The 14,168-nt window shown below is 60.2% G+C and carries 16 protein-coding genes; 6 read left to right on the forward strand and 10 right to left on the reverse strand.

Annotated elements, in window-relative coordinates; translation table 11 throughout:
- Positions 1-41: 41 nt before the first annotated feature.
- From E1297_RS09215 to E1297_RS09235, 5 genes are all read right to left on the reverse strand, one after another.
- On the reverse strand, positions 42-1,238 hold the full coding sequence (locus E1297_RS09215; protein WP_244327703.1) for a cell wall hydrolase: 1,197 nt from the start codon (positions 1,236-1,238) through the stop codon (positions 42-44).
- Positions 1,239-1,503: 265 nt separating this feature from the next.
- Positions 1,504-2,484 (reverse strand): NAD regulator, encoded by a 981-nt coding sequence (locus tag E1297_RS09220; RefSeq protein ID WP_155136981.1) that lies wholly within the window; start codon positions 2,482-2,484, stop codon positions 1,504-1,506.
- Between the two features lie 30 nt (positions 2,485-2,514).
- Positions 2,515-3,027 (reverse strand): tyrosine phosphatase family protein, encoded by a 513-nt coding sequence (locus E1297_RS09225; protein ID WP_155136984.1) that lies wholly within the window; start codon positions 3,025-3,027, stop codon positions 2,515-2,517.
- Positions 3,028-3,087: 60 nt separating this feature from the next.
- Positions 3,088-3,741 carry a YfbR-like 5'-deoxynucleotidase gene (locus E1297_RS09230; RefSeq protein ID WP_155136987.1) on the reverse strand — a complete coding sequence of 218 codons (654 nt, stop codon included), beginning with the start codon at positions 3,739-3,741 and terminating at the stop codon, positions 3,088-3,090.
- A 26-nt stretch (positions 3,742-3,767) separates the two neighbouring features.
- On the reverse strand, positions 3,768-4,754 hold the full coding sequence (locus E1297_RS09235) for a folate-binding protein YgfZ (protein ID WP_209015718.1): 987 nt from the start codon (positions 4,752-4,754) through the stop codon (positions 3,768-3,770).
- A gap of 49 nt (positions 4,755-4,803) precedes the next feature.
- Here E1297_RS09235 and E1297_RS09240 point away from each other — a divergent pair, with 49 nt between their 5' ends.
- The 4 genes from E1297_RS09240 (at position 4,804) to E1297_RS09255 (ending at position 9,721) form a co-directional block, all read left to right on the forward strand.
- A complete protein-coding gene (locus E1297_RS09240; protein WP_368669504.1) occupies positions 4,804-6,138 on the forward strand; it encodes a dihydroorotase in 1,335 nt (444 codons plus the stop codon).
- Positions 6,139-6,434: 296 nt separating this feature from the next.
- Positions 6,435-7,607: a L,D-transpeptidase family protein gene (locus E1297_RS09245; protein WP_155136990.1), complete on the forward strand. Its 1,173-nt coding sequence runs from the start codon at positions 6,435-6,437 to the stop codon at positions 7,605-7,607.
- Between the two features lie 160 nt (positions 7,608-7,767).
- On the forward strand, positions 7,768-9,030 hold the full coding sequence (locus E1297_RS09250) for a DUF3419 family protein (protein ID WP_155136993.1): 1,263 nt from the start codon (positions 7,768-7,770) through the stop codon (positions 9,028-9,030).
- Positions 9,031-9,040: 10 nt separating this feature from the next.
- Positions 9,041-9,721, forward strand: coding sequence for a cyclopropane-fatty-acyl-phospholipid synthase family protein (locus tag E1297_RS09255; RefSeq protein WP_155137021.1), 681 nt, complete (start codon positions 9,041-9,043; stop codon positions 9,719-9,721).
- Here the strand turns inward: E1297_RS09255 and E1297_RS09260 are convergent.
- Positions 9,700-10,377, reverse strand: coding sequence for a hypothetical protein (locus E1297_RS09260; RefSeq protein ID WP_155136997.1), 678 nt, complete (start codon positions 10,375-10,377; stop codon positions 9,700-9,702). The two genes, E1297_RS09255 and E1297_RS09260, sit on opposite strands and share 22 nt — an antisense overlap.
- Positions 10,378-10,533: 156 nt before the next feature.
- Here E1297_RS09260 and E1297_RS09265 point away from each other — a divergent pair, with 156 nt between their 5' ends.
- A complete protein-coding gene (locus tag E1297_RS09265; protein ID WP_209015719.1) occupies positions 10,534-11,169 on the forward strand; it encodes a LysE family transporter in 636 nt (211 codons plus the stop codon).
- A 36-nt stretch (positions 11,170-11,205) separates the two neighbouring features.
- Here E1297_RS09265 and E1297_RS09270 read toward each other — a convergent pair whose 3' ends face one another.
- From E1297_RS09270 to E1297_RS09285, 4 genes are all read right to left on the reverse strand, one after another.
- A complete protein-coding gene (locus E1297_RS09270; protein ID WP_155137000.1) occupies positions 11,206-11,478 on the reverse strand; it encodes a hypothetical protein in 273 nt (90 codons plus the stop codon).
- Positions 11,479-11,644: 166 nt separating this feature from the next.
- Complete coding sequence (locus E1297_RS09275) at positions 11,645-12,085, reverse strand: TIGR02301 family protein (protein ID WP_209015720.1); 441 nt, start codon at positions 12,083-12,085, stop codon at positions 11,645-11,647.
- Between the two features lie 59 nt (positions 12,086-12,144).
- Positions 12,145-12,573 carry an NUDIX hydrolase gene (locus E1297_RS09280; protein ID WP_155137003.1) on the reverse strand — a complete coding sequence of 143 codons (429 nt, stop codon included), beginning with the start codon at positions 12,571-12,573 and terminating at the stop codon, positions 12,145-12,147.
- 62 nt (positions 12,574-12,635) lie between these two features.
- Positions 12,636-13,148: a hypothetical protein gene (locus tag E1297_RS09285; RefSeq protein ID WP_155137006.1), complete on the reverse strand. Its 513-nt coding sequence runs from the start codon at positions 13,146-13,148 to the stop codon at positions 12,636-12,638.
- A 116-nt stretch (positions 13,149-13,264) separates the two neighbouring features.
- On the opposite strand from E1297_RS09285, the gene E1297_RS09290 reads away from it, so the two are divergent.
- A complete protein-coding gene (locus E1297_RS09290) occupies positions 13,265-14,008 on the forward strand; it encodes an SOS response-associated peptidase (protein WP_155137009.1) in 744 nt (247 codons plus the stop codon).
- Positions 14,009-14,168: the final 160 nt, after the last annotated feature.

Below are 14,168 nucleotides of genomic sequence, written 5' to 3' on the forward strand. Positions count from 1 at the left end.
TCACGGAACGCCTTTCAAGGCGGTTTCCGCGCTATTGACAGTCAATTCCAGCCGCCTGCACGGGTCTTGTAGAAGATGTGAAGCCCGATCTTGCCGCGCTTGTTCATCGCCTTCGACCAGCGCGGATTGACATAGGTCGCGTGATAATGGGTCGAGGCGTCGACCATCTTCAGGTATTGCTTGCCGTCCAGTACGTCCCTGGCCAGCCGCTGCGCCGTTTTCCACGCGGTCTTGCTCAGGATGCGGTCCTTGATGCCGTCGCAGGCAAAGGAAAACTGGCAGCGGTTGCGTTTGTGCCGGTTCTGGTAAACCACGCCGCAAATGGAGTTCGGATAGGCTGGGTTCTTGACACGGTTGAGCACGACCTGGGCAACGGCGGCCTGACCTTCCTCGCTTTCGCCGCGGGCTTCGAAATAGATCGCTTCTGCAAGGCACCGCTGCTCCTTCGGTTGTGCAGCGGACAGGGGAAGCGGTTTTTGGGCCCACCAGTGCGGGTTGTCCGGATCTTCCGGCGGCGGCAGTTCCTGTTCGTATTTGGCAGCCCCGAACAGCGCATCGAACGGCTCACGCGTGTCCTGAACCGAATCGGGCGCATAGGCCGACACGAGCGAGAAACTCGCAGCAGCGACATTGCGGGCAAGCAGAACCTTGTTAAGATCAAGTGGTTTGCCGTCCTCGGTCAGCGCCTTTTCCGTGCCGGATGCAAACGCCCCGGACGGGGTGTCCAGGGGCTCGGGCTTGACGAAGGCAACGCGCGGAAAGTCCTCGATCTTCTTGTCGTTCGCATACAGGCTGCGCATGGCGTAGACAGCACCGGCGGCATTGTCGACCAGCTGGCGGTTCGGCGCGAGGCTGATCAGCCGGTCGCCCTTGCGGCTCCTGTTGATATCCAGCTTTTCCGGGAGGTCGGTTGGCAGAATGTCCCGTGCGATCCCGTCAAGCCCTTTGACCGGTTTGCTCTTCGCCCCCTTGACGGCGGAGGTAACAGACAGCTGCGGCACATCCGGGGTCTTGGCCTGTGCGATAAAACCCGGGGAGGGGGTCAGGGCCGTGGTGAATTCGGTCTGGGACAGGCTCAGCATCCACCGGGCCGGTTTGGCCTCCTGCTGTGCGATGAGCCCATAGATGTCCTGATCTCCGGTTCCTGCAGTCAGGCTCAGGAAGACAAGCGGTGCCACAGCGGTCAGACGTTTCATCTTGCGCCAGCGCCGGGCCGGGCGTTTCGAAAGGCCAGACATCGCAGCCAACTCCAACTCGTAACTGGGCCCGGCCGATCCGGGCGGAAACTGCAAACAGCCGGTTAATCCGGAGCTTGATGCCGATAGTGTGCGCTTAACCTTGAGAGAGCGTTAATATGCTTGGAAATCGCGGATTTTGGCCAAATCAGGCGCCGAAAGGTGCAAATTATAGTTAAAAATGCCGTGTTGGTTTCGTGTCGGCGTTCCGGTGTGAGGTACGGTTCGCTGTGGCCGAAGGCACTTGCCGGTTGGTTCGTCCGGCCCTTTAGCGGCCGCCAACACGCAGGCCCGGAGCGGGGCGTTCGCTCATCAAGGCCCGCCGGAACCGGAACAGGGCCGCCGGGCGGCCACCTGTTGCCGTCGAGGTCGCCCCTGTCGGCTCGACCAGATTGGCGTTTTCGACCAGACGGCGGAAATTCTGTTTGTGAAGATGCCGCCCGGAAATCGCTTCGACCGAGTTTTGCAGATCCGTCAGGGTGAAGCTGTCCGGCATCAACTCAAAGACAACCGGCCGGTATTTCAGCTTGCCGCGCAGGCGCGAAATCGCGGTTGCCAGAACGCGGCGGTGATCAAACCGCATGGCCCGGCCAAGATTGGGCAGACTGTCGCGGGCAAGCGCTGCCGGACGTCCGTCCTGCAAGGCTTCGCGGACAAGGCCGGCCTCATAGAGAACTTCATAGCGTTCGAGCGCGCGCTCCTCGTCCCAGTCCTCACCGGTCCCGAAGGCAAGCCGGATGCGCTCGCCCCGCCCGAGGGCCCGGACCGGCGTATCGCTCGGCAGCGGCTCTTCCGACCATCTGTGAAGCGCGGGCAGCAGCTCCCGGTCCAGCATGGGCGGACGGCCGTCACGCCAGTCCTCCCAGGGAAAATAGTCATACCAGGACCGCCACCGGGACTTCTGGCGGGCAAGGACATTTTCCGAATCCTGGGTTTGCCGTGTCAGAGCGAGATATCCGACGGACACCACATGCGGACCGGCATCACCTTCGACCCGGTGCCGTCCGCGGTCCCCGAACGTGTAGAGCTGCTCGACATAGCCGACCCTGAGGGCCGTCTGCGCCTCGACCCAGGTCCGCAATCCGATTTCGAAGGTTCGGTGATGCAGGGGGTCGAACGGTCCGAAGGGCAGGCTGCCGGGTGTTCCCGGATCGGCAGATTCGACCTGAACGATTTGCGGCACGCCGTCTGCGACGGAGACAATGACCGCATTCAGCCCGATTTCAATCTGTGCGGCCGGATCACTCATGCGGGTAGCGGTCCAAAGTCCCCGGACGTGTCATTCGGCATCAAGCGGAAAGGCAAAGGGGGTGCCTTCAAAGGCGGTCGCCCCGCGTCCGATCTTGCGAATGGCTTCGATCATGCGGCCATCCCGTTCCAGGAGCCGGTCGGCCATGGCCACCAGACGGGCATTCGGCGTTGCTGAAGGAGCCTTCTTGCGAAGCAATTGCGCCAGGTCGTCCTCGTCCCTGTCCGGGTTCAGGTAACAGGCGGTGATATAGGCGCCTGCGGTCGAGCGGCTGATCCCGGCCCAGCAATGGATCACCATCGGGCTTTGCCGGTCCCAGCCGCCGGCGAACCGGATCAACCGGACGACATGTTCCTCGCCCGGAGCCGTCATGCCTTCGACCGGCGTGACAATGTCGTTGAATTCAAGGAACAGATGCCTGTCGGGCGAAATCCGTTCCGGTCTCGCGACCTCGGTTTCACCGCTGATCAGGGTGACAAGATGGGAGGCTCTGGTCTTGTCGACCGTTTCCTGCAGACGTGACAAGGAGCAAACGTAAAGCATGGGACGCCCGTCGGGTTCGTTTTGTCAGACCGTACCTGCCAAATCGGGCAGGGTCACGCATTAAGCGGTTTTTCTGCGGGCTTTGTTCCCAAGTTCCCGCAAGGCTTCGATTTCTTCAAACCTCTGCAGAAAGCGGTTCTGGGCGTCCGCTGTCGGAAGGGGAGCAAGCCCCATCCGTGGCGTTTGCTCCAGATTGGGCATTCCCCGTGGACGGCCAAAGATCTTTGCGGCTTCGAATTCCTCAAAGCCTGCCAGCTCGATGGCTTCGTAATAGGCACAGATCACGTCGGCTTTCTTGGCGAGTTTCTTGATCCGGACCGGAATTTCGGCCGGCAGGCCGAAACGCAAATGGATCGCGCCCTGCAGCCGGGCTTCAACGGCCTTGTAAGCCCCCCCCATGACCGCCTTGAACGGGGAAATCATGTCGCCGATCACATATTCCGGTGCATCATGCAACAGGATCGCCTGCCGCCATTTCGGATCCAGATCGGGCTTGAGCCGGAGCGCGATCTCCTCGACGATCAGCGAGTGCTCGGCCACGGAAAAGGCGTGATCCCCGATCGTTTGCCCGTTCCAGCGCGCAACGCGCGCCAGACCATGGGCGATATCGGAGATTTCGACATCAAGCGGCGACGGGTCAAGCAGGTTCAGCCGCCGGCCGGACAGCATGCGTTGCCAGGCGCGTGGCGTTTGGTCTGAACGGTCCGGAGACATTGCTTGTCCTTCTGTTTTGTCTGCTTTCAGTCTGCGCCAGCCGTTTCGGGCCACGAAAACGATGCCCAGGCGGGCAAATGCACGTGAATCGGAACATCACCGCAGGTGATCGGGGCGCTTTTGTCGAGGGCGGCACGGACCTTGTCAAGGCGGACCAGTGCAACGCCTTTCGCTTTGCCGTCAATTTCGGCATGCGAGCCCAGTGTGCCGACAGACTTGCCATCCGCGAGAACAGGTGTTCCCGGTTCTGGCAGCGCGCTGTCTGCGCCGACTTCGATAAAGCGTTTGCGCGCGGTGCCCCGGTGCTGCATGCGCGAAACGATCTCCTGACCGACATAACAGCCCTTGGTGAAAGATACGCCATTCAACTGATCCATGTCCGCATCATGCGGGAAGATGTCCGAATACTGGAAGTCGGACAGCGCCTCCGGGACGCCCTGTGCAAGACGATGCGCAGCGTAGGCATCGATTGAGACTTCCTGCCCGCCCGCGCCGGTCAATGCGTTTCGGATGGATCCGGCCTCGCCGATGACGCGCGCGCCCAGGGCACTCAGACGAGGGTCTTCAAGAACAAGTTCCGGACCGGAGCCGGGCATTCCGTTCCAGAGTGCGAAAACCGACCGTTCGTCCGGCTCGATCATCACCTTGGTGCGCAGGCGATAGAACGTCAGGCGTTTGCGCAGGTCTGCCAGAACGCTCGTGTCTGCGTCCAGCAGATAACCGTCGCCGGTTTTGATGACGAAAAAATCGAACTGGATTTTGCCCTGAGGTGTTAAAAGTGCCGAAAACCCGATGCCCTGCCGGTCGATATCCTCCATGTCGGCGGTGATCAGGTTTTGAAGAAAATCGTGCGACGGGTCGCCCGAGATCCTGAGCAAAGCGCGGTTTGTCAATTCGGCAAAATGCATGTCGCTGTCTCTGTCGGTGTTCGAATGTTGACCCTGCACATAGTCGCAGTCTGAAATCCGGGCAAGGTGCCGGATTTGGCGTCCGGTGACTCGCGCTTGTGCCATTGGATGCTTATAAGCGCCTGAGCAATCATATCAGTGATGGGAGCGCGTCGTGCCAAACGTATTCGATATCGTCTTGAAAAACGGGACGGTGGTCAATCAGGACGGATCGGCAATTCGGGATGTCGGCATTCGGGAAGGGCGCATTGCCGGGATCGGGTGTTTCGCTGAAGAGCAGGCCGGTGAAGTTGTCGATTGTACCGGATTGCACGTGCTTCCGGGTGTGATCGACAGTCAGGTGCATTTTCGCGAGCCGGGGATCGAGCACAAGGAAGATCTGGAATCCGGATCGCGTGCGGCCGTCATGGGAGGCGTGACCTCGGTGTTCGAAATGCCGAACACAAATCCCTTGACCACGACCGAAGCAGCCCTTGCCGACAAGGTGTCCCGCGCGCATCACCGCATGCATTGCGATTTTGCCTTCTGGGTCGGCGGGACCCGTGAGAACGTCAGGGACATTCCCGAGCTCGAGCGCTTGCCGGCTGCTGCCGGGATCAAGGTCTTCATGGGCTCCTCGACGGGTGACCTGCTGGTGGAAGACGATGGCGGTGTGCGGGATATCCTGTCGGCGACGCGGCGCCGGGCGGCTTTCCATTCCGAGGACGAATACCGCTTGCGCGAACGCCAGGGCGAGCGGATCGAAAACGATCCGAGATCCCACCCGGTCTGGCGCGACGAAATCGCTGCCTTGAAGTGCACGGAACGGCTGGTGCGCATTGCCCGGGAAACCGGCGCCAAGATCCACATCCTGCATTTGTCGACGGCGGAGGAAGTGGACTTCCTGATCGCGCACAAGGACGTCGCCTCCATTGAAGTCACGCCGCATCATCTGACGCTGACGGATGAAGCCTATGAGCGGCTTGGAACGCTGGTGCAGATGAACCCGCCGGTCCGCGCGGCGCATCACAAGGACAAGCTCTGGTGGGGCCTCGGCCAGAGCATTCTGGATATTCTCGGCTCCGACCATGCGCCGCACCTTCTGGAAGAAAAGCAGAAGCCCTATCCGGCATCGCCTTCCGGCATGACCGGGGTTCAGACCCTCGTTCCGATCATGCTTGATCACGTGAATGCGGGCCGGTTGTCGCTGGAGCGCTTTGTCGACATGACCAGTGCCGGGCCCTTGCGATTGTTCCAGATCGCCCGCAAGGGCCGGATCGCGGTGGGCTATGACGCGGACTTCACCGTGGTCGACATGAAAAAGAAAAAGACGATCACCAATGACTGGATTGCGTCCAAGTGTGGCTGGACCCCCTATGACGGCAAGGAAGTTACCGGCTGGCCGGTCGGCACCATCATCCGCGGTCAAAGGGTGATGTGGGAGGACACACTCGTTGCTCCGTCGCTTGGCGAGCCGGTTCTCTTTCAGGATGGCCTGCCGAGGAAGTAATTCGGCATCCGTTCGCTGATATTATGTAAAAATGACAAGGAATACGGCATCCGCTTGGGTGCCGTAAGTGTTTTGCGCGCAAATGTGATTTGAGTGCCCGGTAAAACTGTCCTGATATACGAAGAAGGTACCTCGTGTTTTCTTTCAATTTCGGCTGCGCTGTCTGGTAACTCAAAATACAGATATTCGATTTAGATTGTCCTGTGTTCCTTGGTTGTATTGCGTGAAAAGGGGGCGTGATGCCTGGATTTACTTCCCGTTCTTCCGGCTGGCGGAGTTTGGGGCGGGGAGCCGGGATGGCAGCGGTTCTGAGCGTCGTTCAGGGAATACTCTGGGCGAATAATCCGGCCGGAGCTGTCGAGCGTTCGGGCGGGGCGCAGCCTCAGGCGCCGGTTCATTTGCTTGTCTCGCTGGAGGCCCAGAAAATCGATGTATACCGCGGAACGGACCTGATCCGCAGTGCTCCGATATCATCCGGCCGCGCAGGTTACCGCACTCCGACCGGAGTGTTCACCATTCTCGAAAAGCGGCGCAAGCATTTTTCGAACCTCTATGACGACGCGCCGATGCCCTACATGCAGAGGCTCACATGGACCGGCATTGCGCTTCACCAGGGGCAATTGCCGGGATATCCGGCCTCTCATGGCTGTGTGCGCATGCCGCGCGATTTTTCGCGGGACCTCTACGGGCTGACGAAAACGGGTGTGCAGGTGGTGGTGACCGGTGCGCCCGCCGGGCCTGTTCGCGTTGAACACCCGGTTTTACCGCAACCGGGTACGCCCAGGATGACGGTTGCCCGGCTGTCGGGAACCATGAGCGATGCGGCTCCGCTGCTTCGAGGATCCACCATTCAGGCGGCGGCCCCGGTGCGGGTTGACCGGGAACCCGGATCGAACCCGCATTTTGGCCGTCCGCTTCGCATGATCATCACCCCGAACAAGCCGGTCAACGAGATCAAGGTTATCCAGATCCTGCTGAACCGGATGGGGTACCGGGCGGGGCCGGCCGACGGGATTGTGGGCCCCAAGACACGGGCGGCCGTCGAACTTTATCAGGAAGGCGCGGACCTGCCGGTCACCGGCATTCCGAGCAGCACGGTGATTGCGCGCATTTTCAAGGAAGCCGGCTATCAAAAGCCGCTCAACGCCACCTTGCGCGTCCGCCGCAAGTTCCGGGATGTTTATCAGGCTCCGGTTTCGATCAGGGACCCGGACCTGCCGATCGGAACCCATGTGTTCACCGCACTCGACTTTTCGGAAGGTGACACGGGCGTTGAATGGATGGCGGTGAGGGCGGAGGACCGGGGTGCGGAAACGGGAGCTGCCCTTCTCGACCGGATCGGGATCCCAGAAAATGTGCGCGGCAGGCTTGGTCAAATGCTCACGCCGGGAACGTCCCTGATTGTGACCGACCGGAGTTTCAAGCGGAATACCGGCCTCGGCACGGATTTTGTCGTCATCACCCGATAGGCGCGGGGCATGTTTGCGGTCGCGCCTGAGCATGGTGCCGCAGAGCGCCATGGTTTTACTTTTATCGTTTGACACTCAAAAGGCGAAACATCGTCACCAAACTGTCGCGCAGCTCACGTATCGGAAAGCCATCTAACCAAATCAGTGGCAGGACCCGAACATGTCGAAACGAACGCTTGAGGCCTCGAAGACACGGTTGAGGGGCGCAGTGCACCGGTCGAGCGCGGCCTCCCGGGACGGGATGCTCGAGCGGGTGTTCACCTTCGCCTTCAAGGGGCTGGTTTATCCGCAGATCTGGGAAGACCCGGACGTCGACATGCGGGCACTGAAACTGACGCCGCAGTCGCGGATGGTGGCGATTGCCTCGGGCGGCTGCAACGTCATGTCCTATCTCACCGCCGACCCGGCTCAAATCACGGCGGTCGATCTCAACAGGGCCCATGTTGCCCTTGGCCGGCTCAAGCTTCTGGCCGCCCAACGTCTGCCCTCGTATGAAAGCTTTTACCGGTTTTTCGGCGAGGCCGACGAAAAGGCCAATCTGTCTGCCTACGAACGGTTTCTGAAGCCCGAGCTTGATGCCGAATCCCGCGCCTATTGGGAAGGCCGCTCCTTGAGTGGTTGGGGCCGGAAGCGCATCACGCTGTTTTCGCGCGATCTCTATCATCACGGCTTGCTGGGCTATTGCATCGGCATGGTGCACCGGGTTGCCCGGCTTTATGGCATTGATCCCAGAGACATGGTCAAGACCCGCGGGCTTGACGAGCAGCGCAGCTATTTCGAGACCGCGCTCAAGCCGCTGTTCGACAAGCGGCTGGTGCGCTGGGCAACCTCCAAGAAAATGTCGCTCTACGGCTTTGGCATCCCGCCTGCGCAATACGAAGCGCTGGTCTCGGCAAGCCCGACCGGTGACATGTCGTCGGTGTTGCGCGCGCGGCTTGAAAAGCTGTGCTGCGATTTTTCCATGAGCGACAACTATTTTGCCTGGCAGGCCTTCAATCGCGGATACGCGCCGCGTGACGGAGACAGTACGGGGGCATCCGGGCCACTGCCTCCTTATCTCGAACGGGATCACTTTCCGGCCATCCGGGAGCGCGCGAACCGGGTAGAGGTGGTCAACCGGAACTTCACCGAGCATCTGCAATCCGAACCGGACCGGTCACTTGATGCTTATGTCCTGCTTGACGCACAGGACTGGATGACTGATGGCCAGTTGAACGCATTGTGGGACCAAATCACCCGAACGGCGCGGCCCGGTGCCCGGGTGGTTTTCCGAACGGCTGCCGAACCGACGCTGTTGCCGGGGCATGTGCGCGACACGACGCTGGAGCAATGGACATACATGGAAGCCGACAGCCTAGAATTCGGCCGTCAGGACCGGTCGTCGATCTATGGCGGTTTTCACCTTTACGCATTCAACGGATAGTCCCGTGTCTATGCAGGGCTCTACCCAAACCGCCAGTCTGATGGACCGGGTCTACCGGCGCCAGCGCCATGTCTATGACATCACCCGCAAATACTACTTGCTGGGGCGGGACCATCTGCTGGAACAGCTTCAACCGGTTGACGGCGCGCATGTGCTGGAACTCGGCTGCGGGACCGGCCGCAATCTGATCCAGGCGGCCCGCCGCTATCCGGGAGTGCGGTTTTACGGCGTCGATATTTCCGCACAAATGCTCGAGACGGCGCGGCAGAATGTGGCAAGGGCGGGCCTGGCGGACAGGATCTTGCTGAAACAGGGCGATGCCTCCGATGCGGCCGTTACAGACGGTCTGGGGCCCGAGACCTTCGACCGGGTGTTTTACTCCTACACGCTGTCGATGATGCCGATCTGGCGCGAAGCGCTTCAGGCCGGGCTTGGCTGCCTGTCAGACGACGGACGGCTTTGCATTGTGGATTTCGGGCAGCTGGAGCGGTTGCCGAAAGTCTTCAAGGCGGGATTGTACCGCTGGCTTGAGAGCTTTCACGTTACACCGCGCCCGGATCTGACTGCGTTTGTGTCCGAACTCGCCGAACACCATGGCCGGGCAGTCCGGAGCAAAAACCTCTATCGGGGATATGCGCTTTATCTGGAGGCCAGCGGACGTGCCAGCGCTCACTCACCGGCGACGAAGTAGTGCAGCGTGCCGTCTTTTCCGATGCCCACCCGGTAAAACAGCCATACGCCATAGTTCTGCATCTCGTCGAAGTCGGCAGATGTGATGATCCGGTACATTTCGACCTTCTGCTCCGGCGTCAGTTCCGCAAACGGGTAGCGGGCAAAATATGGCCAGACATACATTTCCTGCGGCGTGCCCGGATCCGTGTGCACGAAGCCGGCCTCCAGAACATCCGTCAGAATCGCGAGGATTTCCAGGCCCTCGCCATCGCCGGAACTCTCTTTCAGAAACTCGATCGGGTCGCCGATTTCGGTGAGCGACAGGGTGGGCGGGACTTCGTTGCTTTCAAGAACCATCCGCAAGCGTTCGACATCGCCCAGTTGCGCGGCTTCCTTCAATTGGGCGTGCATGCGCTGCACCGGTTTCGGCAACCGGGTCAGGTCGTACAACACCTCCGGCGCGGGCATCGGCGTCAGTGACTGGTCCGGAAGCGGCATGGTTTCAAAGGCTTCTTCGCTTTCCTCGCCGAGGAAATCCTCGCTCGGAATCGTGACTGTCTCGACCGTGTCCGGGTCCGGCGCGATCCGGATGGTTTCGGTGCGAACGGTTTTCGCCTCCACCGGGGCCGAGAGCGCCATAATCAGTATTGCCAATGCGCTCCCAAGCTTAACCATGCGCTTCATCCTGTCAATTCGAACCATCAATACGTGACTTCCCACATTCGGCACGCAGTTGTCACTGGTCAGCCTTGAAAAAAACTTGAAACTTGCAACAGGTGCTTCGGAGGGGTATCGACGGCATCAATGTGACCAAACGAAGGACCGGCTTGCGTGACTTTTCTGGAATATGCGCTGATTGGCTTCGGCATCGGCGTCATCACGACAGCACCGGTCGGACCTGTGAATGTCATGGCGATCCAGCATGCCGCCCAACGCGGGTTCCGGCAGGGGTTGTTTGTCGGCCTGGGCGCCGTATGCGCCGATACGATTTACGCAGCGGTCGCGGTTTTCGGTGTGTCCGCGATCACCCAGTTCATCGAGGGGCAGTTCGATCTCATCAAGGTCGTTGGGGGCGCCCTGCTGATTCTGGTCGGTCTCAAGGTCTGGAATACCCATATGCACCTTGAGCGGGATCCGAATGCCGCGCCGCGCAATTTTCTTGCGGATATGGCTGCAGCATTTTTCATGGCCCTGACCAATCCCGGCACCGTGCTCGCCTTTGCCGCGATTTTCGGGGGACTTGGGGACCTGACACCCGATCATGATGACCATGCGAGCAAACTGATCATGGTCGCAGGCGTTGCAGGCGGCGCAGTCACCTGGTGGGCCTCGGTCTCCGGCGCGGTCACGCGCTTTCGCGGCAACATTGACGACACGTGGCTGGATCGGGCCAATCGCATTGCCGGCGCCATTCTCGTCGTGTTCGGACTGGTGATCTACGCCGATCTGGCGCTGAACATCATTTGACGGAGCTTTTGAAACGCAGGTTGTCCAAAAGCCGTGTCAGTGAAACACCCGGTCCACAGTATAGTCGCCGCGCTGGATCTTGTCCGGCAAGTCTTCTGCAAGTTTGGCCACGGCATCTTCGCCGTAGGTCGCGACCAGATCGGCCAGCGCCGTAAACATCGCCGCATGGGCGACCGCATCCGCATCCACGCCGTTGGCAATTGCTTCAGCCCAGGCATCGGTGATGAACCCGAGTGCCGCGCGCCGGACATCCTCGTCCTCGGCGTAGTCGGCCTCTATCACAGCGTCATTGAAATCGTCGTTCGTCATGCGTCCCCAACCATTCCGGGAGCCGATGCGATCCTGCGAATCACCCGAGCTCCTTTACGAATCATGTAGAGAGCAACCTAACACGGGCAGCGGCCCGGCATAGCAACGGTGAACATAAACTTAACGACCGCCCACAGGCTTTATCGAAATGGTTAACCGGCTTGCCCTATTCCGCCCCGGAAATCCGAGGGGCAGGATTAACGCCGCCGAGGCTTTGGCGGCCATACCGGCTGGTGACATCGGTGATCAGATCCACACCTTCGTCAACATATTGCGCCATGGCGGCGCGCGCGGTGGGCGTGCAAACGCGGTAAACGGCTGAAAAACCGCGATACCCCTGATTGAACCGTTCGATAAACTTGCGCCGCCGGTTTTCGTCGCCGGTCTCGGCGAGCAGCAGGGCTTCCATGTTCTGCCGCCATGTCGGGGCATCCTCGAAATCGCACAGAGGCCGCAGGAAATGGAGCGCGCCCATGACCTCGGACAGCCGCATTAATTGCTGTTCATAAGGGGGCGCGTCTCCGGAAAACGTCTGCGCGGTGCCCGGCACCGACAGCCAGCACAGGAAAACCGTTCCACCCAGGATGCGCGTGATCATGCGTTTCATGGGCCGGATCATGCGGTGGTGGACAGACGCCCGCAAGCCCGGTTCGTGCAAAGATACGTTCATGAGCCGAGATACTTGCGGATCCGGGCAGGTGTTCCCGGTGTTGTCCGAAAGCTGTCCAGTTCGGAAACCGAAACCCATTGCGCAGCCGCCGCATCGTCCCGTGCTTCAAGTGTGCCCAAGACATGGGGACCTGTGAATACGGACAGGATGTAGTGGGATTTGATCCGCCCTTCAGCATCCCTTTGTATTGAGTCGAATGTCTCGACTGGACCGGCAAGATCGGCAGTGATGCAGGTTTCTTCTTCGAGCTCGCGCCGGGCCGCATCAAGCAGCGTCTCACCGAGTTCGACGCGCCCGCCGGGCAGGCTCCAGAACCCGAGAAACGGGTCCTTGCCGCGCTTGACGAGGAGAACCCTGCCGTCCTTGTGGCATAGCACGCTCACGCTGGCGACCGGGGCTGCCGGGTAGTTCTTGGTGCCGGGCATGTCTTCCTCCCGCGTCTGGAACTGGCCAATACCTGTGCATCTGCGCGTGGCGGACAAGGCCGTCAGGCGAACAGTGCATCGATTTCCGCTTGCGCGGTGTCTCCCTCCGGCTGGAGCAGGTCTTCGGCGATGTGTCCGTGGATGATGCCGCTGGCTGTGGAGATCAGGGATTTAAGCTGTGGTGTTGCGGTTTCCGACACGCCTGCAGCGACACTGCCAAATTCGGGCGCGGCCGCAAGGGACTCTTGAGCCTGTTTCACGGCTGCATTGATCTGGGAAACCGTGGCCTCGAGATGGACGCGCAGGTCTGCCGGTGCAGCGGAATAGGCGAGAATGGCAAGCTTCTTGTCCTTGAAACCGGAATTCTCGAAATGCGCCTCGTAGCCGAGCGGCTGCCAGGCCAGAACATCTTCTGCACAATCCGGCATCGCGGGCAGCATTTCCAGCAGCATGACCACTTCGTTGAAGTGATTGAGATAGTCGGTAGCCAACCCGGTGGACGGGTTGATATTTGCCTGCTCCAGCCTTTCAGCTGCCAATTCTCCGGCGCCAAGTGCTGGACCCTTGCATTCCATACCATCCCCCCAGCGGCTACATTAGAGATTGAAACTAGACCGGTTTTGTTGCCAATTGCCTAACCAAGCGTTTGCCAAAGCTTTGGGGCAAATGCAATCGATCCTGTGGACAGATCATGTGCGGCCGCTTTTCACTGACAGCCAATCCCGAGGATGTTCGGGCCCTTTTCGGGTATATCGAACAGCCGAATTTCCCGCCCCGCTACAACATTGCACCGACCCAGCCGATCGCGACCGTCCGGCAGGAACACGGGCAACGACATTTTGCGCTGGTCCGGTGGGGGCTGGTTCCGGCCTGGGTCAAGGACCCGGCCAGTTTCACCTTGTTGATCAATGCCAGAGCCGAGACTGCTGCAGAAAAACCGTCTTTCCGGGTATCCATGCGCCACCACAGGTGTATTGTTCCGGCCTCCGGCTTTTATGAATGGCGGCGCACCCCCGACGGCAAACAGCCCTTCTGGATCACGCCTGCCGACGGCAGTCTGATGGCCTTGGCTGGCCTGTGGGCCACCTGGTCCGATGCGGATGGGGGTGACATCGACACCGGCGCGCTTTTGACAATGGAGTCCAACCGGATGATGTCGGAGATCCATCACCGCATGCCGGTCTTCTTGCCGCCGGGAACCTTCGATGACTGGCTGGACGTTGGAAATGTCCCGGTCAGGGAGGCTGTAAAGCTGTTAAAGCCGGTGCCCGATGACTACCTGACAGCGGTCCCCGTTTCCACAAGGGTCAACAAGGTGGCCAATGATGATGCGGATCTTCAGGCCGCAGTCGAGGAGCAGATCGTGAAACCTGCCGTTTCAAAAAAACAAAAACCGTCTGGTGCGGGCGGAAGCGGTCAACTTGATCTGTTTTGAACCAACCGCCGGGCTGGCCAACATCCGGTCAGCCGATTGAGGCTATCGATGATCAGCTCGTAGCTTCCCGGCCGGATTTTCCGGGAAGGCCTTCAATGGCGGTTTTCGCCATTGAAGGCTTCCTTGCCAGTCTGGCATAAGGGATTGAGTGTCAAGGGCG

This window comes from Roseibium sp. RKSG952 (assembly GCF_009711355.1).